Source organism: Phenylobacterium sp. Root700 (genome assembly GCF_001429025.1).
GTDB lineage: Bacteria > Pseudomonadota > Alphaproteobacteria > Caulobacterales > Caulobacteraceae > Phenylobacterium.
In genome coordinates, this window is sequence record NZ_LMHT01000011.1 from 220,416 (window position 1) to 242,038 (window position 21,623).

Consider the following 21,623-nt stretch of genomic DNA (forward strand, 5'->3'; position numbering starts at 1 on the left):
TGGCGTAGAAGCTCGCACCCGAATGTCTGACTAACCTACTGAAGTGTATGCTGAAAGACGTGAAATTTCAAGCGCATAGGCTGTCTGTTGCACCGATGATGGACTGGACGGACCGGCATTGCCGTGTCCTGCACCGGACGCTGTCGGCCCATGCGCTGCTCTATACGGAGATGCTGACCACGGGCGCGATCCTGCATGGCGATCGTGAAAGGCTTCTGGCCTATGACCCGGCCGAGCATCCGGTGGCCCTGCAGCTTGGCGGCTCGGACGCGGCCGATCTTGTGGCTGCGGCGCTGATCGGCGAGGCCGAGGGCTATGACGAGATCAATCTCAATGTCGGCTGCCCTTCGGACCGGGTGCAGAGCGGCCGGTTCGGCGCCTGCCTGATGCGTGAGCCCGAGCTGGTGGCCGAGTGCATGGCGGCGATGGCCGCGGCGGTGAAGGTCCCGGTGACGGTCAAATGCCGGATCGGCGTCGATGACCAGGAACCGTCGGATAGCCTGTTCCGCCTGGTCGATCTCTGCGTCCAGGCCGGGGTGAGCAGCTTCGTGGTCCACGCCCGCAAGGCCTGGCTGAAGGGCCTGTCGCCCAAGGAAAACCGCGACGTGCCACCGCTGGATTATCCGCTGGTCTACCGGCTGAAGCGCGAACGGCCGGACCTGACCATCGTCATCAATGGCGGGATCGCCTCGCTGGACGAGACGCTGGCGCATCTGGAGCAGGTGGACGGGGTGATGCTGGGCCGCGCGGCCTATCACGACCCCGCCATCCTTGGGCAGGTCGACCGCCGGGTGTTTGGACGAGGCGAGGATATCGACGCCTTCCAGGCCGTCGAACTCTACCGGCCCTATGTCATGGGGCAGTTGGCCAAGGGCGTGCACCTGGCCGCCATGACCCGCCACATGCTGGGGCTGTTCCACGGCCTGCCGGGCGCGCGGAGCTGGCGCCGGATCCTGACGGTCGAAGGCGTGAAGAGCGGCGCCGGGATCGAGGTGATCGACGCGGCGCTGGCGGCGGTGTCAGGGGCGCAGGATGAGCGCCGTCTGCGTCGCCTCGAAGCTGGCGAGGCGGCCTAGATAGCTCATGCCGAGCAGGGAGCTTTCCAGCCCCTGCTCGATGACCAGGGCCTCGACATTGTCCAGCCGGGCGCCGGCCACCGATACGCGGCCGAGCTTCACGGCCGCGGCCCGGGTCTGACCTGAGGCGGTGACGACCTTGTAGGTGTAGTCGAGCTTGTCGGTGGCGATGCCCAGGCGTTGGGCGTCGGCCACGGTCAGGGCCACGGCGCTGGCGCCGGTGTCGACCAGGAAGCGCACGCGCGAGCCGTTGACGTCGGCCTCGGCCCAATAGTGGCCGTCGCGGCCCTTGGCGATCGAGGCCGCCTGCGTCGAGACGGCCTGCGGCGCCATGGCCACCGCTGCGCGCAGTTCGGGGGGTTGATTGCCGCCGCTGATCGAGGCGAGCGTTTCCGCAGCACCGACCGCCGAGACCGCGCCCATGAGCGCCAACACCGCCAATTTCAGCATCTCGATACCTCGCCGTTTCGGCAGACCCGTGACCGTTCTCGGTCGTGTTCGGGGCGCAGATTAGGCGGGTTGGGTTTGCAACCCGTGAATCGAAACTTGCCGAAATCCTAACAAGCACAAGCGGTTAAGGTTAAAACATCGCCAACTTTTCAGGGCGGATGCGGCTGCGGCGCTCGGGCAGTTCGGCCATGATGCGGGCGCGATCGTCGTCGGTCAGCTTGGCCCAGCCGGCGACTTCGGAAAGTTGCCGGTAACAGCCCATGCACAGTCCGCTCTCGCCATCGACGACGCAGACCTTGATGCAGGGCGTCTTGATCGGGGCGGGCGGGCGAAGCGGTTGGTCGGTCATGATCAGGGGATAGCGTAGGTCACGGTGGCCTGGGCCGCCAGTCGATCTGGCCCCTCGGTCCATAGCCGAATGTCGCAGACCGCGTTGCGGCGACCCAGGCGCAGCAGCCGGCCTTCGGCGTGGACATCGCCCGGCTTGGCGCCGCGCAGGAAGTTCATGACCAGCGAGCTGGTGACCGCCATCAGCTCCTCGCCGACATGGCAGAGCACCAGGGCGTAGGCGGTGGTGTCGGCATGCCCCATCAGGGTCGGCCCCGAAACCAGGTTGCCGGGACGCAGCATCCCCTCGCGATAGGGCAGGAGGGCGTGGACGCGCCCCGGTTCAACTTCCGTGATCCGTGGAAACAGCTCCAGCGTATTTCCCGGGAAGGCGTTGAAGATAAGGGCGTTGACGCGGGCCGCGTCGAGTTTGAGCTCTGGGGTCATTGGTCAAGCTTTGCGGAGCGCGGCGAACATTACAAGATGTTTATGTTATTGGAGTAACGGTGCTATTTCATGACAGTATTTTAATGCCCGAATACTGATTGTTGCCGGGAATTCATTTGAGTCATCGCGGTCTCGCGAGCAGTTTCCCCTCCAGGATCTCGAGGGAGTTACACCATGAAACTGATCGCCATCGCATTCGCCGCCACCGGTATGTTGGCCGCCGCTGGTTCCGCCGCCGCCGCTGTCAGCGACGTCGATTTCATCCGGGCCAATCGTTGCCGCGCGCTGGCCGAGGCCAATGTCGCCGAGGTGGACACCGCAGCCATGCAGTCCTTCCTCAAGACCGAACAGCGCAGCCGCTCGGCCTATGTGCTCGAGCGTGGCAAGGCCGAGTACGACAAGGCTCGTCGCGAAGCCAAGAGCGACAGCGCCGAGCGCAAGGCGCGCCTGGCCGCCGAGCTGACCGGTCCCTGCCAAGTCTACAAGAGCTGACGGCTCCCAGCCCTAACCGCCGTCACCTTGATTGCGCGCCCGGCTCCCCCCGGGCGCGCTTTTTTGTTTCGATCTTGCGAAGACCGGCGCTCGCACGGAACCAGCCTTGGCCGTAGGCTTTCTGACTCGGGGTGCGTGGCAGCGGGGCTTGGGTCTGTAGATGAGCTTCTTGAGGCCTGGCGACACCTGCTGGCGGAAGGCCCGGGCCGCTCGCGCCGCCTTCCTGGTCGATACGGAAGCCTATTTCACCGCGGTTTTCGAGGCGCTGCGCAAGGCGCGTCGCTCGGTGACCCTGCTGGGCTGGGGCTTCGATCCACGGGCCAGGCTATTTCCCGATGGCTTCGACGGCCCGGCCGACCCCGATGAGGTCGGGCGGATCCTGGTGGCCCTGGCGCGCGCCCGGCCGGACCTGGAGATCCGGCTGCTGATCTGGAAATCGGCCCTGCCGATCGCCGCCAGCCAACAGTTCTTTCCGCACAAGGCTCGCGCCTGGTTCCGGGGAACCGGCGTGCAGTTCGTCCTCGACGACCATGTGCCGTTCGGCGCCTGCCATCATCAGAAGGTGCTGGTGATCGACGACGCGCTGGCCTTCTGCGGCGGCGGCGACATCAGCGTCGACCGCTGGGATACAGCCGGGCATCTGGAGCACGATCCGCGCCGGATCATGCCCGATCAACACCATCATGCGCCCCGCCACGAGGTGATGATGATGGTCGACGGCGAGGCGGCCCAGGCCCTGGGCGACCTGGCGCGCGAGCGCTGGCGGCGTGCGACTGGGCAGGTGCTGCCGGTCCCAGAATCCGTGCCGCCCGAAGATCCCTGGCCGGCGCACATTCCGGCCCACCTGCAGGACATCGACATCTCGATCCAACGGACCGAGCCGGAGTGGGACGGGCGGCCGGGCGTCACCGAAATCCGCAAGCTGATGATCGCCTCGGTGCTGGAGGCGCGCTCGACCGTCTATCTGGAGAACCAGTACTTCACCTCGCCGCTGGTGGCCGAGGCCATCGCCAAGCGGCTCAGCGAGCCGGACGGGCCCGAGGTGGTGCTGATCTCCACCGGCCAGAGCCCGAGCTGGTTCGACCAGCTGACCATGGACCGGGCGCGTTCGAACATGCTGTGGCGGCTGCGGGCGGCCGACGTCTTCGGCCGCTTCCGGGCCTGGTATCCGACCACGCCGGCCGGCACCAAGATCATCGTCCACTCGAAGGTCACGGTGATCGACGACAGCCTGGCCCGGATCGGTTCGGCCAATATCAACAACCGCTCCGGCGGGTTTGACACCGAGGTCGAGATCGCCGTGGAGGCCGGCACCGAGACGCAGGAGCTGTGCATCGCGGCCCTGCGCGACCGGCTGGTCGGTCACTTCCTTGGTCACACCGGCGACGCGGTGGCCAAGGCGCGCAAGGAGCGGGGCGGCCTGATCCCGGCCATCGACGCCCTGAACCGCGAGGGGCGGCTGTCGCCGATCCTGCCGATGAAGCAGACGCCGCTGGGCGAGATCATCGCGACCTACCACCTTGGCGACCCCTACAACGTCACCGACTCCTGGAAGGCCACACGCCGCCGCGACCTGCTCTACAACGAGCCGCGCCGCCGCCGCTTCATGCCACGCTGAAGTCCATCACCAGCGGCAGGTGATCGGACGCGATGCGGGTGAGGGGATCGAAGGGGGCGAAGACGTCCAGCACCTTGATCTCCGGGCTGACGAAGATGTGGTCGATGCGCAGCACCGGCAGGGCCGAGGGGAATGTCGAGGTCGGCGACTTGTTGGGGGCGAGCCGCCGCGCCGCCGCCAGCTTGGCGCACAGGGTGCGGTAGACCACCGAGCTGCCGGTGGCGTTGAAGTCGCCCAGCAGGATGCTTGGGCCCTCGCGCATCGGGTGGCCGAGCCACGAAGGCCCGGCCAGCCACGCGGCCTGGATCTGCTGTTCCTTCGGCACCAGGCCCAGGTGGGTGTTGATGATCTGAACCGGCTTGCCGTCGATCTCCGCCGCCAGCCACACCGCGCCCCGTGGCTCCAGCCGGGGGATGGCCGGGTGGCCGGGCAGGGGGCCGGTCTGGATCAGGCGCTCGGGATAGGTGGTGAGGATCGCGTCGCCATAGAGCTCCTCTTCCACCCGCAATGCCGGATGGAAGTGGAAAGCCATCTTCAGGCGCCGGGCGATCTGGTGGGCCTGGTCCACCCCGCCGGTTCGGGCGCGGCCGACATCCAGCTCCTGCAGGGCGACGATGTCGGGCTGCAGCCGGGCGATCACCTCGGCCACCCGCCCGACGTCCAGGCGGCGGTCGGTGCCGACGCAGCGATGGACGTTGTAGGTGATGATGCGGGGCATGGGGCTCAGCGATGCACGCCGCAGGCGCGCGGCGCAACGGGTCGAACGCTGGCGCACGGCGAAGGTTCGCGAGATATCTGTTCAGGCAGCATGGAGGGAGCCGCGATGTTGAGCTTGGCGATAGGTTTAATGGCCGCGGCCGTTCAGGCGCCCGGCGTTGTTGAACCGTCCGCAGCGCCTGAGACGTTTCAGATTACAGCGCCGCCTTGGCGCAGCCGCGCGACCGGTGAAGATGTTGCAAGGGTCTATCCGCCAAAGGCACGCCGAGAGCGCGTAGATGCCCGAGTCACGATGGAGTGCCGTGTTGTCGCCGATGGTCGCATGAACGCCTGCGTCATTCTGACTGAGGAGCCGCCTGGCTACGGCTTCCGGGAGGCGGCGCTCAAGCTTGCTCCGAAATTTCGATTGCACCCGGCGCTTCCCGACGGAACGCCCGTCAAAGGGGGCACAATCAAGATCCCTTTGCGGTTCATGGGGCCTTGGAGCAGCGTCACGCGTGGCGTCAACTGAACCGCGATAACTTATGCTGCCGTTTACGTAAGCGTCATCTTCACATCGTCACGCGGGGCGTCTATGGTCCGCGCCAACGAAATACGCTGTAAATGCTCACGCCAGGGAGCCCGCCATGGACCTCGATTTTTCGCCTGAAGACAACGCTTTCCGCGAGGAAGCCCGCAACTTCATCGCCCAGAACTATCCGCAGGAGCTGCGTGAAAAGCAGAATCGCGGCGAGGATCTCGGTCGTGAGGACTATCTGTCCTGGCACCGCACCCTGGCGAAAAAGGGCTGGTCGACCCCTTCGTGGCCGAAGGAATTCGGCGGCACCGAGTGGACCCCCACCCAGAAGTACATCTGGTCCGAGGAACAAGCCCGCGCCGACACCATCGGCATCTTGCCGTTCGGCGTCGCGATGCTGGCGCCGGTGATCTACACCTTCGGCACCCAGGAGCAGAAAGAGAAGTTCCTGCCGGGCATCCGTGACGGCCAGGTGTGGTGGTGCCAGGGCTATTCCGAGCCGGGCGCGGGTTCCGACCTCGCCTCGCTGAAGTGCAAGGCCGAGCGCGTCACCGGCGACGACGGCAAAGAGTACTACATCGTCAACGGCCAAAAGACGTGGACGACCCTCGGCCAGCACGCCGACTGGGGCTTCTTCCTGGTCCGCACCGACCCGAATTCGAAGCCGCAGGCCGGGATCTCCTTCCTGCTGATCGACATGAAGTCGCCGGGTATCGAGGTGCGCCGCATCACGACCCTGGAAGGCGGCCATGAGGTCAATGACGTCTTCCTCGACAATGTGAAGGTGCCGGTCGAGAACCGCGTCTTCCACGAGAACCAAGGCTGGACCTGCGCCAAGGCGCTGCTGGCCCATGAGCGTTCGGGCATCGCCGGCGTCGCGCGTTCGAAGCGTGGCCTGGAGCGGGTTCGCGAGATCGCCACCACCGAGCGTTCGGACGCCGGCGGCCCGCTGCTGGCCGACCCGTTTTTCAAGCGCAAGGTCGCCGAACTCGAGATCGACTTGACGGCGCTGGAATATACCGAACTGCGCACCCTGGCCGGCGAAAGTAGCGGCAAGGGTCCGGGCACGGAAAGCTCGATCCTCAAGATCAAGGGCACCGAGATCCAGCAGCGCCTGCACGAGCTCGCCCTGGAGGCCGTCGGCCACTACGGCGCGCCCTACCTGCGCGACCTCGGCCACAACGCCAACATCGGCCCCAGCTACGCCGACGGCCTGGCCGGCGACTACTTCAACGGCCGCAAGACCTCGATCTACGGCGGGTCGAACGAGATCCAGCGCAACATCATCGCCAAGATGGTGCTGGGCCTCTAAGCGCCGATCGTTTTAAGTTTCACAACAAGCCTAAGCCCGCCCCGGACGATGAGCCGGGGTGGGGTGTTGCACGGGGAAACCAGATGGATTTCAGCTTCACCGAAGAACAGTCGATGCTGCGCGATACGGTCGCGAGCTATCTGGCCGACCACTACAGCTTCGAACAGCGCCGTGACGCGCTGAAGGCCGAACCGGGCTGGCGCCCGGCGGTCTGGAAGGCCTTCGCCGAAGAGCTCGGCATCCTCGGCGCGCCGTTCTCCGAAGAGCTTGGCGGCCTCGGCGGCGGCTCGACCGACAACATGGTCATCATGGAAGAGCTGGGCAAATCCCTGGTGGTCGAGCCCTATCTCGGCACCGTGGTGATCGGCGGCGGCTTCCTGAAGCACTCCGGCTACGCCGGCGCGGCCGACATGATCGCCAGCATCATCGGCGGCGAGACGATCATCGCCTTCGCCTACGCCGAACCGCAGGCCCGCTACACCTGGCAGGACCTGAAGACCACGGCCAAGAAGGACGGCGCGGGCTATGTGCTGAACGGCCAGAAGGCGGTCGTCATCGGCGCGCCCTACGCCACGCACCTGATCGTCACCGCCCGCACCGGCGGCGCTCAGCGCGACGCCGGGGGCGTCTCGGTGTTCATCGTGCCGAAGAGCGCCAAGGGCGTGACCACCCGCGACTATCCGACGGTCGACGGCTTCCGCGCTTCGGAAGTGACCTTCGAGAACGTCGCCCTGGGCGCCGACGCCCTGATCGGCGCGGAGGGCGCGGCCCTGCCGCTGGTCGAGAAGGTGATCGACGAAGCCATCGTCGCCACCTGCGCCGAAGCCTGCGGCGTGTTCCGCCGCCTGCATGAAGGCACGCTGGAATACACCAAGCAGCGCAAGCAGTTCGGTCAGCCCATCAGCCAGTTCCAGGTGCTGCAGCACCGGATGGTGGACATGTTCATCCAGCTCGAGCAGTCGATCTCGATGACCTATATGGCCGACATCAAGCTGAACGACAGCGACGCCGAACGGGCCAAGGGCGCCTCGGCGGCCAAGGTCCAGATCGGCAAGGCGGCCAAGTTCATCGGCCAGAACGCCATCCAGCTGCACGGCGGCATGGGCATGACCGACGAAATGGCCATCGGCCACTACTTCAAGCGCTCCACGATGATCGAGAGCGCCTTCGGCTCCACCGATCACCACCTGGCCCGCTACGAAGGCCTCAGCCTCGGCAAGGTGGCCTAAGCACTAGAACGCATCCCGGCGAAAGCCGGGACCTAGGCGGCGCTCCGGCTTGCTGGAGCGCCGTTTTTTATGGGCCATTCAGCTGGCTTTCGCCGAGGTCGGCGGGTGAGGGGCGATCTGTGCCGCTTAGTCACAAGTGATTGTCTGACTGCGCCTCTAATTCCCAGGCCGGGTCGCCGCTATCTCCATGCCTCAGCGGCAAGGAGAGCCACCATGGAATACAGAACCCTCGGCAAGTCGGGTCTCAAGGTCCCGGCCTTGAGCTTCGGCGCCGGCACCTTTGGCGGGCAGGGACCGCTGTTCAGCGCCTGGGGCGACACCGACGCCGCCCAGGCGCGCAGGCTGATCGAGATCTGCCTGGAGGCGGGTGTGAACCTGTTCGACACCGCCGACGTCTATTCGAACGGCGCCTCGGAGGACGTGCTGGGCGAGGCGCTGCAGGGGCTGCGCGACCAGGCGCTGATCTCGACCAAGCTTGGCCTGCCGATGGGCGATGGCCCGCTGGACGCCGGGACCTCGCGGCTGCGGCTGGTCCGCGGCGTCGAGGCGGCGCTGAAGCGCCTGCGCACCGACAGGATCGACCTCTTACAACTCCACGCCTTCGACGCCGCGACCCCGGTCGAGGAGACGTTGTCGGCGCTCGACGACCTCGTGAGCGCGGGCAAGGTGCTCTATGTCGGCGCCTCGAATTTCTCGGGCTGGCAATTGATGAAGTCGCTGGCCGCCGCCGACCGCCACGGCTGGCCGCGCTATGTCGCCAACCAGGCCTATTATTCGCTGGTCGGCCGCGACTACGAGTGGGACCTGATGCCGCTCGGCCTCGACCAGGGCGTCGGCGCGATGGTCTGGAGCCCGCTGGGCTGGGGCCGGTTGACCGGCAAGATCCGCCGCGGCCAGCCGCTGCCCGAGAGCAGCCGCCTGCACGAGACCGCCGACTTCGGCCCGCCAGTCGATGACGAGCGGCTCTACCAGGTGGTGGAGGCGCTCGACGTCATCGCCGCCGAGACCGGCAAGACCCTGCCGCAGATCGCCATCAACTGGCTGCTGCGCCGACCAACCGTGTCCAGCGTCATCATCGGCGCGCGTAACGAGACACAGCTTCGCGACAATCTGGGCGCGGTCGGCTGGGCGCTGAGCCCTGACCAGATCGCGCGCCTGGACGCCGCCAGCGCGGTGACGCCGAGCTATCCTCACTATCCCTACTGGCGCGAGGGCGGCTTCAAGGCGGTCAATCCGCCGCCGGTCTGACGTCAAAAAATTTGCATGGGGGTGTCGGGACACGGCTGGCTGGTTCGTCCTAGGGTTCGTAAAACCCCCCGGAGGAGACCCCCCATGCGAATGATCTTCGTCAACCTGCCCGTGAAGAACGTCGAGGCGTCGCGGCGCTTCTTCGGCGCCCTGGGCTTCGACTTCAATCCGCAGTTCTCGAACGAGAACACCGCCTGCATGGTCATCGAAGAGAACATCTTCGCCATGCTGCTGGAGCATGATCGCTTCAAGGATTTCATCACCGGCGAGATCAGCGACGCCACCAAGGCCACCGAGGTTCTGACCTGCCTGTCGGCCGACAGCCGCGCCCAGGTGGACGGCACCCTGGCCAAGGCGCTGGCGGCGGGCGGCAAGCCTTGGAAACCGATCCTCGACATGGGGCCGATGTACGGCTGCAGCTTCCAGGACCTCGACGGCCACGTCTGGGAACTGATGTACATGGACCAGGCGGCGATGGCCGAGATGGGTGAGGCCGCCGAGGCCAGCGCCTAGAGTTTGATCGCCTAGAGGGATATTGGGTGGGGTGTGAACGCAGCTCACCCTCTCAGCTTTCGCAGCTATGGCGCGGACGGCGCGATGCACCGGCACGACCATGTGCAGCTGGTGCTGCCGGTGATCGGCCAGCTGGAGATCGAGGTGGGCGGGCGCGGCGGCCGGTTGGACGCCGCGCGCGCCGCCTTCGTTGCGCCGGGCGCCGATCACGTGCAATCGGGCGACGGCGCCAATCGCCTGCTGGTCGTCGACTGCGCGATGGCCGACGTCGGCGAGGCGGCGGTCGAGCGCATGAGCCGCCAGGTGTTCCTGCCCATATCGCCGGTGGCGCGGCGGCTGATCGAATTTGTCGACCTGTCGGGCCGCCGCCAGCCGATGTCGGCCGCGACCGCCTGGCGCTGCACGCCGTTGTTGCTCGAGGCCTTGCTGGACACGCCCCAGGCGCCCTCGCGGCTGGAGATGCTGAAGCGGCGGATCGAGGCTGATCCCGGTCGCGATTGGTCGGTCGCCGCCATGGCCCAGGCGGCGGGGGTGAGCGCCAGCCGGCTGCACGCGCTGTTCCTCGCCGAACTGGGCCAGACGCCGGGGCAGGTGCTGACGGAGCTGCGGCTGCGCGCCGTGCAGGACGGCCTGGCCACCTCCACCGCCTCGATCGCCGAATTGGCGTTCCAGGCCGGCTATTCCGACCAGGGCGCGCTGACCCGGGCGATGCGCCGGGCCACCGGCCTCACCCCCGCCGCATACCGCAAGCGTTTCCGGCGATAGCCTGGGTCCAAGCTTAGGTAGCCTCGGCCAAGACGCGCACCTCGCACCTCGCCACCCTGATCTCCGCAGTCAGGCGAGATGAAGAGGAACGGGCAGGTGGTGCGTGGAATCGCAAACGGAGTCGCGGCGGGCGCGGCCTGGGGCCTGGTGTTCCTGGCGCCCCAGATGCTGGGCGATTTCAGCCCGTTCCAACTCTCGGCCGCGCGCTATCTCGCCTATGGCGCGGTGGCGGCGCTGCTGCTCGCCCCGCGTTGGCGCCCGCTGGCCGCACGGCTGGGGCGGGCTGAATGGATCGGCCTGGTTCGGCTGAGCCTGCTCGGCAACATCCTCTACTACGTGCTGCTGGCGAGCGCCGTGCAGTGGGCGGGCGGCGCCTCGGCCTCGCTGATCGTCGGACTGCTGCCGGTGGCGTTGAGCGTGGTCGGCGCGCGCGAGGCGGGCGCGGTGAGCTTTCGCGCCCTGGTTCCGTCGATGGCGCTGTGCTTGGCCGGGGTGGGGCTGGTGGCGTTCGAGGCGTTCCGGCTCGACACCGGGAGCGGCGATCCGGTCGTCCGGCTGTTGGGATTGGTCTGCGCGGTCGGGGCGCTGGCCGCGTGGTCGGCCTATTCGGTGGACAACGCTCGCTGGCTGGCCCGGCGGCCGGATATCTCCGCCTACGACTGGTCGTTGCTGACTGGCGTGGTGACCGGCGCGTTGGCGCTGCTGCTGGCGATCCCGGCGTTCTGGGGCGGGGCCGGGCACGGGCCGGCGGAGTGGGCCAGGTTCTGGGGTGTCGCGACCGGGGTGGCGATCCTGGCCTCCGTGGTCGGCAACGGCCTGTGGAACCAGGCCAGCCGCCTGCTGCCCCTGACGCTCAGCGGCCAGCTGATTGTGTTCGAGACGCTGTTCGCCTTGCTCTATGGCTTCCTCTGGTCGCAGCGCTGGCCCACCGGCCTGGAGGTCCTGGCGATCGCCTGCCTGGTGGCCGGGGTGCTGTGGTGCGCCTCGCTTCATCGTGCACTGAGGGTGTCGCCGGCCTTGTAGGGGCGTAGACTATCCGCCTCTCAGGTTTTTGGTTTCAGGCGAAGTGCATCGAGGCCTGTTCGCCCGCTTCGGGGCAACCGGCTTAAGGCGGCTATCGACTCTTAGGGCCCCCTCAACCCTCACGCCGCATGGTGATCCCGGACGCTCTTCTATGCGACTGGCCGATAGGGGGAGGTGATGCGCAAGGGATTGGTCTCTCTGGACTCTCTCGTGGTCGCTAGGCCCCAGCGGTCCTGCTTTGTGAAGCTCGCATTCGCAAGCCTAGCGGTTGCCTGCGGCCTAAGTACGGTAGGATGCGCGCGCACCGCGCCTCGCGCCTGTGGCCCTGGCGCTAGCCACATCGATGCAGCCACCGCAATCCAGCGAGCCTCGACGTTTTCCCTCCGCGAGCCCCTGATGCTCAGGGAGATAGGATACTCCGCCGACAAGTTCGCCGAGGTCCTGCATAGTCCTGATTGCTGTCGCGTGGACCAACTGTCCCCGGGTGATGGATCCGCTCCCGAATGGCAGGTCGGGATCACCACACCGGAGGTCGACCGTCCCTGGGAGATCGTCGTGATGTTGGACCTGTGCGGTGGATACCGAGCGATGAACTGGATTCAATTGCAACGAACAGCGTCTGTCTCGTGACAGTCTAGGAGCGGCCTTCGATAACCACCCGCCTCGATCACCAGGGAGCCGACGTCGGCGATGCGCTGGTGGCGGACGCAGGTCAGGGCGGCGAATTGCACCTGACTCCAGAGGCGCGCTAGATTGCGGCATGACCCAGAAGCTGACCGATAGGCCCATCTCAATCGCGGCGGACCATCGCGGAGTCGCTTTGAAGGCGCGACTAAAAGCCTGGCTGCTCGCCAATGGTTACACGGTGAAGGATTGCGGGACGGACAGCGACGCCGAGCGGGTCGATGCGATGGACTACGCGCTTCAGCTGGCCGCGGAAATCAAGGCCGGCCGGTCTGACTTCGCCATCGGGATATGCGGTAGCGGGCAGATGATGGCGATAACGGCCAACCGCTTTCCCTTCATACGGGCGACACTTCTTCATGCCGCAGAAGAGACCGTCGGCGCCCGCGAACACGGTGACGCCAACATGCTGGTATTGGGCGCAGACGCCACCGACGACGTCACGGCTGAGCACATCCTCAAGGCGTTCTTGAACACCGCCGCCGTAGGGGAGCGGTATGCCGCGCGTCGAGAACGGCTAGCTAAACTCGATATTTCTGGGTTGTAGAGCTACGTCGGCCTGGGGGTAGGGCATGGAATGGTTGGATCGGCTGTTCCGACGAGCAGCGAAATTAGCGCTGGATGGAAGCAGCTACCGGACAGCCTGCACGCTCTACAGCGAGGATGGCGAACGCGCGGTCGAGATCCGCGAGTTCTCCAACCGCAAAACCTATCTCGTCGAAAGCGAATGGGTCGAAGGGACCACGTTCACGGACCGTCGTTCAGGCAGCATGGTCGGCCCGTTCAAATCTCCCGCGCACGCTGAACGCTTCATCACATCAACTGCGTGGTTTCGCGGCCAGACGCGCTAACCCATCGCGGAGATCGGCGGCGCCGCCTTGTCACCAACCCGCTCCTCCCGGCGAAAGCCGGGATCCAGATGGGGTGGCGCAGACGTGGGCTCTACCGGCTCAGAACTGATCCAGACAGCCACTGACTTATGAGATCTGGATCCCGGCTTTCGCCGGGAGGAGCGGTGTTGAATGTGGCTCTAGGCGGCGGCCGTGAGCCGGGCGTGTTCGGCGGCCATCTCGGCGCGGAAGCTGTCCTTTGACCACAGCCGGTAGTCGCCCTGAGTGTAGGCCTGGGCGTTGCGCCAATAGAGGAAGGCGTTCATCGCGTTGGCGACCGAGTTGTCGCGGGTCTTGGTGACCGCGCCGGGCGAGCCCATGACGATGGAGTTCGGCGGGATGACGGTTCCTTCCTTCAGGAACGCGCCCCCGGCGACGATGGAGCCGGCGCCGACCACGCAGCCGTCCATGATGGTGGCGCCGATGCCGATCAGGCAGTTGTCGCCGATATCGCAGCCGTGCAGCGTGACATGGTGGGTGATCGAGCAATTGGCCCCGACAATGGTCGGCGTGCCCGATCCGACATGGACCATCACGAAGTCCTGGATGTTGGTGCGCGGGCCGATGACCACGCGCTGGCTCTCGGCGCGGACCACGACATTGCACCAGATCGAGGCCTCGGCGGCGATCTCGACCTCGCCAAAGATGCGCGCGGACGGATCGATCCAGGCCGAGCCAAGGTCGCGGACGTCGGGGCCGAGGAAGGGCGTGGCGGTCATGGGGCGGTCTCCGGTGAATTGGCGGCACACTTCTAGATTTCCCGCGCGTCAGACAAGCCTCGGGCTTGCCAAAGTCGGCGCGACCGCGCCTAACCCGAGCCATGGCGTTTCGCGACTTCGCCCTCCTGGTCCTGGTCTGCCTGCTCTGGGCGACGAACAACATCGTATCCAAGTACGTGGTGGCCTATCTGCATGCGCCGCCGCTGTTCTACGCCGCCGTGCGGTTCGGCATCGTGGCGCTGGCCGTATTCCCCTGGCTGAGGAACCCGCCGCGACCGCTCTGGCGCCTGCTGTTGATCGCGGTGTGCATGGGCGCGGGCTCGTTCGCCTTCATGTTCATGGCGCTGCGAACGGTCAGCCCGTCGTCGGCGGCCATCGTCAGCCAGCTGATGGTGCCGACCACCACTTTCCTGTCCTTCCTGATCCTGGGCGAGCGGCTGAGCCGCCGGCGACTGCTGGGCATCGGCCTGACGCTGACGGGCGCCTTGGCGGTGATGTGGGACCCGCACGGGGTGAGCATCTCGGCCGGCCTGCTGCTTGTGCTGGCGTCGGTGGGCACGGGCTCGCTGGGGGCGGTGCTGATGAAGCAGATGGACGGGGTGAAGCCGCTGCAGTTCCAGGCCTGGGTCGGGCTGGCCTCGGCGGTGGTGCTGACGGCGCTGTCGGCGGCGTTCGAGCCGGGCGCGCTGCAGGCCGGCATCGCCATCGGGTGGAAGTTCTGGCTGGCGGTGACGTTCTCGGCCCTGATCGTCTCGGTCTTCGGCCACACGGCCTATTACTGGCTGATCCAGCGGTATGAGGCGAACCTGATCTCGCCGTTGACCCTGATGACGCCGCTGGCCACCATCGGCCTTGGCGTGGCGATCACGCATGATCCGTTCGACGCGCGGATGGCTTTCGGGGCCGCCGTGGCGCTGGCCGGGGTGCTGATCATCGCCATGCGGCCCAACCAGATCATGCTGCTCATCTACGCCCTGCGCGGCGCGACCACTCGGAGCCCCAAGTGAACGTCATCGAGGCGGCCTCGCCGAACTTCAACGAACGCACCACGCCGCCGGACATGCTGGTGCTGCACTATACCGGCATGCGGACCGGGCCCGAGGCGCTGGCCCGGCTGTGCGACGAGGCGGCCAAGGTCTCGTCGCACTATCTGGTCGAGGAGGACGGGCGGGTGTTCGCGCTGGTGGCCGAGGAGCGCCGCGCCTGGCATGCGGGGCTGTCGTCCTGGAAGGGACAGACCGATATCAACGGCCGCTCGATCGGGATCGAGATCGTCAATCCGGGCCATGAGTTCGGCTATCGCGCTTTTCCGGCCGCGCAGATCGCCGCGGTGATCGAGCTGATCGCTGACATCCGCACGCGCTGGAGCATCGAGGACAGCCGGATCGTCGGCCATTCCGACGTCGCGCCCGACCGCAAGGACGATCCCGGCGAACTGTTCCCCTGGAAGCAGTTGGCGCAGGCCGGCCACGGCCTGTGGGCCGAGCCGGACGCCGCGCCGGGCCTCCCGCTATCCGAGGGCGAGGAGGGGGCTGGCGTATTCGCGCTGCAGGCCGGCTTCACGCGACTGGGCTATGACTGCGCGCCGTCGGGTAAGTACGACGCCCGCACCACGGCGGTGGTCCGCGCCTTCCAGCGCCACTGGCGCCAGGAGAAGGTCGATGGCGTGGCCGACGGCATGACCCGGGCGCGGCTGATCGCGTTGCTGCGCGCGGCGGCCTGAGGTGAGCGCGTTCGAGATCCGGCCGACCGAGGCCTCGCAGGCTCCGGCGGTGCTGGCGCTCTATCGCGCGGCGGCGGCGGGTTCCGGGGGGCTGGCCCGCAGGCCTGATGAGATGGACCTGGCCTATGTCGAGGGCTTCCTGGCCAAGGCCTTGGCTGGCGGCGTGAGCCTGGGCGCCTGGCGCGGCGAGGCGCTGTGCGGCGAGATCCACGCTTCGCGCATCGGGCCCGACCAGTTCGCCCATGTGCTGTCTGACCTGACGGTCGCGGTCGATCCGGCCTGGCAGGGCCAGGGCGTGGGGCGGGCTCTGTTCCAGGCGCTGTTCGCCGCCGCCGCGCAGCTGAGCCCGCAGGTGACCCGCATCGAGCTGATGGCGCGCGAGGGCAATGGCGGCGCCATCCGGCTCTATCAGGCGCTGGGCTTCGTGGTCGACGGGCGGTTCGAGGGGCGGGTGCGGACGCCCGACGGCCGGCTGGAGGCCGACATCGCCATGGGCCTGCTGATCCCCGCCGCCGGCGGCGCGGCTTGACGTCGCTTGCCTCCGCCGTCAGCACTGCCGGTCAGAGGTTTTGCGTTCTAATTCATACCCACTTTTCGAAAACTAAGGATCGTTTTGATGCGCAATTTGTTCAGCGTTGAAGGCAAGGTCGCCCTGGTCACCGGCGGCAGCCGCGGCATCGGCGAGATGATCGCCCGCGGCTATGTCGAGAACGGCGCCAAGGTCTATGTCTCCTCGCGCAAGGCCGATGTCTGCGACCGGGTCGCCGAGGAGCTGTCGCAGTACGGGACCTGCATCTCGCTGCCGTTCGACCTGTCGAACATGGCCGGGATCGTCGGTCTGGCGGGCGCGCTGGCCGAGCGCGAGAGCAAGCTGGACATCCTGGTCAACAACGCCGGCGCCACCTGGGGCGCGCCGATCGACGAGTATCCGGAAGACGGCTGGGACAAGACCGTCGACCTGAACGTGAAGTCGATCTTCTTCCTGACCCAGAAGCTGTTGCCGCAACTGCGCGCCGCCGCCACGCATGAAGAGCCCTCGCGGGTGATCAACATCGCCTCGGTCAACGGCATCGAGCCGCCGTCCCTGGAGACCTACGCCTATTCGACCTCGAAGGCCGGCTGCATCATGCTGACCCGCCACCTGGCCAAGCGGCTGGCGCCCGAGCACATCCTGGTCAACGCCATCGCGCCCGGCCCCTTCCAGAGCCACATGATGGCCGCGACCCTGGCGCAGGCCGGCGACGCCATCGCCAAGGCCAATCCGCGCGGCCGGATCGGCACGCCGGAGGACATCGCCGGGGTGGCGATCTTCCTGGCCAGCCGCGCCAGCGCCTACACCACCGGCACGGTCGTCCCCTGCGACGGCGGTTCGGCCGAATTCTAAGGGCCTGGCGCCTCCCGGCCGGAGCGGTCGGGAGGCGCGGTTCCATCAGCGCAGCCGGCGTTCCAGGCCGGCGACCAGCAGGTCGAGGCCGTAGTCGAAGCCGTTCTCCGGCTTTTGCTGGCCGGCGAGCGCCCAGGCGATGTTGGGGAAGAGATCGGCGGGCGGGGCGGCGGCGCCGGCCGGGTTGGCGCGGCGGGTGACCTCAAAGCGCGCCCAGCCGACGATGAAAGATAGCGCCACGCCATAGGCGTGCAGGGCCTCGTCAGCCGGCACTCCCGCCCGGCGCATGACGCCGAGGCCCAGCTCCAGGGGGCGGATCGCCCGTGGTCCTGAGCTGTAGTCCTCCGGGAACAGCCGCGTGATGTCGCGGGTCTCGACCAGGCGGCGGCGCAAGGCGTGGGCCATACGGCGGAGGTCGCCGCGCCAGTCGCCGCTCGGGGCGCCATAGTCGAGGTTGTCGATCAGGTGGTCGAACAGCAGGAGGCCGAGGTCCTCCTTGTTCTTCACGTGCCAGTAGAGGGCGGGAGCCTGGACGCCGAGTTCGGCGGCGACGCTGCGCATGGTCAGGCGATCATAGCCGTTGCGGTCCAGCAGGCGCGCGGCGGCCTGGACGATGTCTTCGCGGGTGAGTTGGGGGCCGAGCTTGCGGGGCATGTGTGGAAAGAGCCGGGTTTATTTAACGTTGTAAAGTGCGAGTGAGCTCGCTAGCTTTCAATTTAACAACGTTAAATAAGGAGGTTCAGCGTGCAGGCTTCCCTTCCTCCGGTCCCGGTTCCGCCGGCCAGGTCGCTGCCGCTCTGGCGCGCCATCAAGGTGGCCAGAGGCAACACCTTGGCGGTGATCCCAGCGCAGGCCTTCGAGGTCCCGGTCTTTGACCAGTCGAGCGCGATCCTCGGGCGCAGCTTCCTGGTCAGTGATCCGGAGGGCGTGAAACGAGTGCTGCTGGACGAGGTCGCCAACTACCCGAAGTCGGAGTTTCAGAACCGGATCTTCGCCGCGGCGTTCGGCGACGGCATCCTGACCAGCGGGGGAGAGACCTGGAAGGCGCATCGGCGGTTGATGGCGCCTGCCTTCGATCCGCGCAGCGTCGAGGCCCACGCCCCGATGATGGCGGCGACCGCGCGCGCTTTCGTCGACGGCTGGCGGCCGGGAGAGACGATCGACGTCGCCCAGGCCATGGCCGAGCTCAGCCTGAAAATCATCGCACGGGCGATGTTCTCCGGTGCGGGAGACGACCTGGGGCCACGGATGGATCAGACCCTGCGGGCCATGGATGTGATCTTGGCGGACTTTGGCCTTATCGACGTGGTTCCGGGCGTTCGGGGCCTGCGCTGGCGGGCGCGGGAGCGGCGCATCGCGGCTGGGTTCGCGGTCTTCGACAGCTGGATCGCCGAGTTGATCGGTTCGCGTCGCGCGGCGCCGGCCGGAGGTGATCTGCTCGACCGCCTGATCGCCGCGCGCGATCCCGAGACCGGGCTTGGCCTGAGTGACCGGCAGGTGCGCGACCAGTTGGTGACGATCTTCGTGGCTGGGCATGAGACCACGGCCGTGGTGCTGGCCTGGACCTGGTACCTGCTGTCGCAGAACCCCGAGGCGGAGGCGCGGCTACACGCCGAGCTCGATGCGTCGCCCGGCGCGCCGCCGGCCTATGCGCGCCAGGTGGTGGAGGAGGCGATGCGGATCTTTCCGCCGGTTCCGCGCATCCCGCTGCGGCGGGCGGCGGCGGACGACGTGATCTGCGGCGTGCAGATACCGAAGGGCGCTTATGTCTGCGTCGCGCCGTGGGTGATCCATCGCCACCGCAGCCTGTGGAAAGATCCCGAGCGGTTTGATCCCGGCCGGTTCGCAGGCGAGCGGCCGGCGCGCTTTTCCTATCTGCCGTTCGGGGCGGGGCCGCGGGGCTGCATCGGGGCCTCGCTGGCGCTCACCGAGGTGGCGATCGTGCTGACCGAGGTGGCGCGGCGATATCGCCTGAAACTGGCGCCGGGACAGGTCGTGGCGATGAAGCCGCGCATGACGCTGCGCCCATTGGGACGAATTGGGATGGAGCTGGTTGCTCGCGCCGCTTGACCTGGGGCGGCTTGGGCCTCACTGAACGCGCGGACCAGACGGCTGGGCGATCGCGGCTGCCTTCGGGCGGTCGAGGAAAGTCCGGGCTCCACGACGACATGGCGGCGGGTAACGCCCGCCGGGGGCGACCCCAGGGATAGCGCCACAGAGAGCAGACCGCCTCGGCTGCGGCCGAGGTAAGGGTGAAAGGGTGGGGTAAGAGCCCACCGCGGACCTGGTGACAGGGACGGCACGGCAAGCCCCGCCAGGAGCAAGACCGAATAGGGACGTTGCGCCCGCCTTGTGCGGGTAGGGCTGTCGTAGGCCCGAGACGTCCGGGTAGGTCGCGAGAACCGTCCAGCAATGGGCGGTCCAGAGGAATGATCGCCGCGTCTGTTCGCAGACGAGACAGAACCCGGCTTATAGGCCGTCTGGTCCATCGATCCCCACAGCTTATCCACACCCCGGCGACGGGTGGGTCGCTATACTTAACGAGTTCGCTGTATGTTCTGTGGATCGTTAATGTTCGGCCTTCGAGCGGGGCCATGACACCTTTGTTTTTACGAGAATTGAGCTCTTGGAGTCATTGTCTCCCAATTGATCCCATGTTAACCCAATCAGCATCCGTTAAGGATCTTGGCGTCGCCGTTTTCGGGGGCGCCGGGGACCGGAAGCGGGGCTGAACGGGCGGTCCACGTGGGGCCGCGAACTGGGGCGACGGCGGGGATGTTTCTCTCGACCTTCGAGAAACAAGTGGACGCCAAGCGGCGCATCGTTGTGCCGCAGGAATTCCGCGCGCTCGTGTCGGGGCCGTTCGACGGCATCGTCTGCTTCCCGTCCATCGAAGCCGATTGCGTCGAAGGTGGCGGCAAGGCCTTGTTCGACCGTTACCTTTCGCTGATCGAGGAAATGCCCTTCGGTGATCCGACGCGTTCGGCCATCGAGCTTTCGGTGCTGGGCGGGCAGGCGAAGATGAGCTTCGACACCGCTGGCCGCATCACCTTGCCAGAACAACTCTGCGACCAGTTCGGCCTGACCGACTGGGTCGTGCTGGTCGGCCTCGGCGACCGCTTCCAGATCTGGGAGCGCGAGGCGTTCCAGGCCCACCGCGCCGCCCAACGTGAACTCGCCCGTGACGGGCTGGCCCAACTGCGCGCCCAGCAGCGGGCCGCGAAGCTGGCGGTCGGTCAATGAGCGCGCCCCACACATCGGTGCTGCTGGACGAGGTGATCGCCGCGCTCGAGCCTGCGCCGGGCAAGATCATCGTCGACGGCACCTTCGGGGCCGGCGGTTATTCGCGCGGCTTCCTGGCGACCGGCGCAAACGTGGTGGCCTTCGACCGCGATCCGAGCGCCCGGCAGTTCGCCGAGGGCCTGGGCGACAACTTCCGCCTGGTCGACGCGCGGTTCTCCGAAATGGCCGCCGAGCTGGGCGAGCGCTCGGTCGACGGGGTGGCGCTGGATCTCGGCGTGTCGTCCATGCAGCTCGACCAGGCCGAGCGCGGCTTCTCGTTCATGCGCGATGGTCCGCTGGACATGCGGATGGGTGCGAGCGGACCGACCGCCGCCGACATCGTCAACACCGCCGAGCCGGCCGAGCTGGCGCGGATCATCTGGCTCTATGGCGAAGAGCGCCAGTCGCGCCGGATCGCCGCCTTCATCATGCGCCGGCGTATTGAGCAGCCCTTCACCCGCACCCTGGATCTGGCCGAGGTCATCGAGCGCGCGCTGGGCGGCCGACGCGGCGCCAAGGTGCATCCGGCGACCCGCTCGTTCCAGGCGCTGCGCATCGCGGTCAACGAAGAGCTCAGCGAGCTGGAGGCTGGCCTCGAAGCCGCCGAGCGCGTGCTGAAGGTCGGCGGCCGCCTGGCCGTGGTGACCTTCCATTCGCTGGAAGACCGGATCGTCAAAGCCTTCTTCACCGCCCGGGCCGGCAAGACCCCGGGCGGGTCGCGTCACCTGCCGCCGGTGGAAGCCCTGGCGGCGCCGAGTTTCGACCTGCTGTTCAACGGCGCGCGCACGGCGGGGGAGGCTGAGACCTCGGCCAATCCGCGCGCGCGGTCAGCCAAACTTCGCGTGGGCGTGCGTACGGCCGCCCCGGTGTGGAGCGATGCGACATGAGCATTCTCGATCGCAAGGTTCGCGGTTTCCGGCTGATCGACGTGGTCGCCCTGGCCGTTCTGCTGGCCATCATCCTGTCGGTCTACCTGGCCAAGACCATCGCCGGTAAGGAGCGCGCCGAGATCGCCTCGGTCGAGAAGCTGATCGACGGCGAGAAGGCGCGCATCCGCCTGCTGCAGGCCGAGGTCGCTCACCTGGAGCAGCCGGCTCGCATCGAAACCCTGTCCACGACCCATCTCGGCATGGCGCCGCTGCAAGCCAAGCACGAGACGACCGTCGACAAGCTGTCGGAAATCGCCCTCGGGAAGCAAAAGCCGTGA

Annotated in this window: 26 protein-coding genes and 1 other RNA gene; 21 read left to right on the forward strand and 6 right to left on the reverse strand. The window is 67.2% G+C overall.

What is annotated here, in order from left to right; all coding sequences use genetic code 11:
* Positions 1-47 precede the first annotated feature (47 nt).
* Positions 48-1,076, forward strand: coding sequence for a tRNA dihydrouridine(20/20a) synthase DusA (dusA, locus tag ASE02_RS06575; protein WP_056732366.1), 1,029 nt, complete (start codon positions 48-50; stop codon positions 1,074-1,076).
* Here dusA and ASE02_RS06580 read toward each other — a convergent pair.
* The 3 genes from ASE02_RS06580 to ASE02_RS06590 form a co-directional block, all read right to left on the reverse strand.
* Positions 1,020-1,526 (reverse strand): TIGR02281 family clan AA aspartic protease, encoded by a 507-nt coding sequence (locus ASE02_RS06580; RefSeq protein ID WP_056732368.1) that lies wholly within the window; start codon positions 1,524-1,526, stop codon positions 1,020-1,022. The genes dusA and ASE02_RS06580 overlap by 57 nt on opposite strands.
* Positions 1,527-1,656: 130 nt before the next feature.
* Entirely contained in the window at positions 1,657-1,875 is a 219-nt protein-coding gene (locus ASE02_RS06585) for a DUF1289 domain-containing protein (protein ID WP_056732370.1), read from the reverse strand.
* 2 nt (positions 1,876-1,877) lie between these two features.
* A complete protein-coding gene (locus ASE02_RS06590; RefSeq protein WP_056732372.1) occupies positions 1,878-2,300 on the reverse strand; it encodes a PaaI family thioesterase in 423 nt (140 codons plus the stop codon).
* A gap of 174 nt (positions 2,301-2,474) precedes the next feature.
* On the opposite strand from ASE02_RS06590, the gene ASE02_RS06595 reads away from it, so the two are divergent.
* Both ASE02_RS06595 and ASE02_RS06600 read left to right on the forward strand, forming a co-directional pair.
* A complete protein-coding gene (locus ASE02_RS06595; RefSeq protein ID WP_056732375.1) occupies positions 2,475-2,792 on the forward strand; it encodes a hypothetical protein in 318 nt (105 codons plus the stop codon).
* Positions 2,793-2,952: 160 nt separating this feature from the next.
* Positions 2,953-4,410: a phospholipase D-like domain-containing protein gene (locus ASE02_RS06600; RefSeq protein ID WP_056732380.1), complete on the forward strand. Its 1,458-nt coding sequence runs from the start codon at positions 2,953-2,955 to the stop codon at positions 4,408-4,410.
* Here the strand turns inward: ASE02_RS06600 and ASE02_RS06605 are convergent.
* On the reverse strand, positions 4,397-5,128 hold the full coding sequence (locus tag ASE02_RS06605; protein WP_056732383.1) for an endonuclease/exonuclease/phosphatase family protein: 732 nt from the start codon (positions 5,126-5,128) through the stop codon (positions 4,397-4,399). The two genes, ASE02_RS06600 and ASE02_RS06605, sit on opposite strands and share 14 nt — an antisense overlap.
* Positions 5,129-5,257: 129 nt before the next feature.
* Between ASE02_RS06605 and ASE02_RS23305 the strand changes: the two genes are divergently transcribed.
* From ASE02_RS23305 to ASE02_RS22260, 9 genes are all read left to right on the forward strand, one after another.
* Positions 5,258-5,638, forward strand: a complete 381-nt coding sequence (locus tag ASE02_RS23305) for a TonB family protein (RefSeq protein ID WP_369818528.1) — start codon at positions 5,258-5,260, stop codon at positions 5,636-5,638.
* Positions 5,639-5,753: 115 nt separating this feature from the next.
* A complete protein-coding gene (locus ASE02_RS06610; RefSeq protein WP_056732385.1) occupies positions 5,754-6,956 on the forward strand; it encodes an acyl-CoA dehydrogenase family protein in 1,203 nt (400 codons plus the stop codon).
* Positions 6,957-7,039: 83 nt separating this feature from the next.
* Positions 7,040-8,185, forward strand: a complete 1,146-nt coding sequence (locus tag ASE02_RS06615) for an acyl-CoA dehydrogenase family protein (protein ID WP_056732387.1) — start codon at positions 7,040-7,042, stop codon at positions 8,183-8,185.
* Between the two features lie 213 nt (positions 8,186-8,398).
* The gene (locus tag ASE02_RS06620; RefSeq protein WP_056732389.1) at positions 8,399-9,433 is read left to right on the forward strand and encodes an aldo/keto reductase; all 1,035 of its coding nucleotides are present in this window, start codon (positions 8,399-8,401) and stop codon (positions 9,431-9,433) included.
* A gap of 84 nt (positions 9,434-9,517) precedes the next feature.
* The gene (locus ASE02_RS06625) at positions 9,518-9,946 is read left to right on the forward strand and encodes a VOC family protein (protein ID WP_056732391.1); all 429 of its coding nucleotides are present in this window, start codon (positions 9,518-9,520) and stop codon (positions 9,944-9,946) included.
* 84 nt (positions 9,947-10,030) lie between these two features.
* Positions 10,031-10,711 (forward strand): AraC family transcriptional regulator, encoded by a 681-nt coding sequence (locus ASE02_RS06630; protein WP_056732393.1) that lies wholly within the window; start codon positions 10,031-10,033, stop codon positions 10,709-10,711.
* A 99-nt stretch (positions 10,712-10,810) separates the two neighbouring features.
* On the forward strand, positions 10,811-11,734 hold the full coding sequence (locus ASE02_RS06635; protein WP_369818526.1) for a DMT family transporter: 924 nt from the start codon (positions 10,811-10,813) through the stop codon (positions 11,732-11,734).
* Positions 11,735-12,494: 760 nt separating this feature from the next.
* Positions 12,495-12,965 (forward strand): RpiB/LacA/LacB family sugar-phosphate isomerase, encoded by a 471-nt coding sequence (locus ASE02_RS06645; RefSeq protein WP_056732398.1) that lies wholly within the window; start codon positions 12,495-12,497, stop codon positions 12,963-12,965.
* 25 nt (positions 12,966-12,990) lie between these two features.
* On the forward strand, positions 12,991-13,269 hold the full coding sequence (locus tag ASE02_RS22260; protein WP_156405938.1) for a hypothetical protein: 279 nt from the start codon (positions 12,991-12,993) through the stop codon (positions 13,267-13,269).
* 179 nt (positions 13,270-13,448) lie between these two features.
* Here the strand turns inward: ASE02_RS22260 and ASE02_RS06650 are convergent, their stop codons facing one another.
* Positions 13,449-14,027 carry a gamma carbonic anhydrase family protein gene (locus ASE02_RS06650; protein ID WP_056732401.1) on the reverse strand — a complete coding sequence of 193 codons (579 nt, stop codon included), beginning with the start codon at positions 14,025-14,027 and terminating at the stop codon, positions 13,449-13,451.
* A 101-nt stretch (positions 14,028-14,128) separates the two neighbouring features.
* Between ASE02_RS06650 and ASE02_RS06655 the strand changes: the two genes are divergently transcribed.
* The 4 genes from ASE02_RS06655 to ASE02_RS06670 all read left to right on the forward strand — a co-directional run bounded on the left by ASE02_RS06655 (position 14,129) and on the right by ASE02_RS06670 (position 17,134).
* On the forward strand, positions 14,129-15,034 hold the full coding sequence (locus ASE02_RS06655) for a DMT family transporter (RefSeq protein WP_056732403.1): 906 nt from the start codon (positions 14,129-14,131) through the stop codon (positions 15,032-15,034).
* Positions 15,031-15,750: an N-acetylmuramoyl-L-alanine amidase gene (locus ASE02_RS06660; protein WP_056732405.1), complete on the forward strand. Its 720-nt coding sequence runs from the start codon at positions 15,031-15,033 to the stop codon at positions 15,748-15,750. Before ASE02_RS06655 ends, ASE02_RS06660 begins: the two co-directional genes overlap by 4 nt.
* Position 15,751: 1 nt before the next feature.
* Positions 15,752-16,279 (forward strand): GNAT family N-acetyltransferase, encoded by a 528-nt coding sequence (locus ASE02_RS06665; protein ID WP_235536631.1) that lies wholly within the window; start codon positions 15,752-15,754, stop codon positions 16,277-16,279.
* Positions 16,280-16,366: 87 nt separating this feature from the next.
* Positions 16,367-17,134 (forward strand): SDR family oxidoreductase, encoded by a 768-nt coding sequence (locus ASE02_RS06670; RefSeq protein WP_056732780.1) that lies wholly within the window; start codon positions 16,367-16,369, stop codon positions 17,132-17,134.
* 45 nt (positions 17,135-17,179) lie between these two features.
* On the opposite strand, the gene ASE02_RS06675 is transcribed toward ASE02_RS06670, so the two are convergent.
* On the reverse strand, positions 17,180-17,788 hold the full coding sequence (locus ASE02_RS06675; RefSeq protein ID WP_056732407.1) for a TetR/AcrR family transcriptional regulator: 609 nt from the start codon (positions 17,786-17,788) through the stop codon (positions 17,180-17,182).
* A 90-nt stretch (positions 17,789-17,878) separates the two neighbouring features.
* Between ASE02_RS06675 and ASE02_RS06680 the strand changes: the two genes are divergently transcribed.
* The 5 genes from ASE02_RS06680 to ASE02_RS06695 all read left to right on the forward strand — a co-directional run bounded on the left by ASE02_RS06680 (position 17,879) and on the right by ASE02_RS06695 (position 21,623).
* Positions 17,879-19,204 (forward strand): cytochrome P450, encoded by a 1,326-nt coding sequence (locus ASE02_RS06680; RefSeq protein ID WP_162257142.1) that lies wholly within the window; start codon positions 17,879-17,881, stop codon positions 19,202-19,204.
* Between the two features lie 34 nt (positions 19,205-19,238).
* Positions 19,239-19,622, forward strand: an RNA gene (gene rnpB, locus ASE02_RS07575) — RNase P RNA component class A.
* Positions 19,623-19,909: 287 nt separating this feature from the next.
* Positions 19,910-20,377: a division/cell wall cluster transcriptional repressor MraZ gene (locus tag ASE02_RS06685; RefSeq protein WP_056732411.1), complete on the forward strand. Its 468-nt coding sequence runs from the start codon at positions 19,910-19,912 to the stop codon at positions 20,375-20,377.
* The gene (gene rsmH, locus ASE02_RS06690) at positions 20,374-21,303 is read left to right on the forward strand and encodes a 16S rRNA (cytosine(1402)-N(4))-methyltransferase RsmH (protein ID WP_056732413.1); all 930 of its coding nucleotides are present in this window, start codon (positions 20,374-20,376) and stop codon (positions 21,301-21,303) included. The genes ASE02_RS06685 and rsmH overlap by 4 nt, the downstream gene beginning before the upstream one ends.
* Positions 21,300-21,623, forward strand: coding sequence for a hypothetical protein (locus tag ASE02_RS06695; RefSeq protein WP_056732415.1), 324 nt, complete (start codon positions 21,300-21,302; stop codon positions 21,621-21,623). The genes rsmH and ASE02_RS06695 overlap by 4 nt, the downstream gene beginning before the upstream one ends.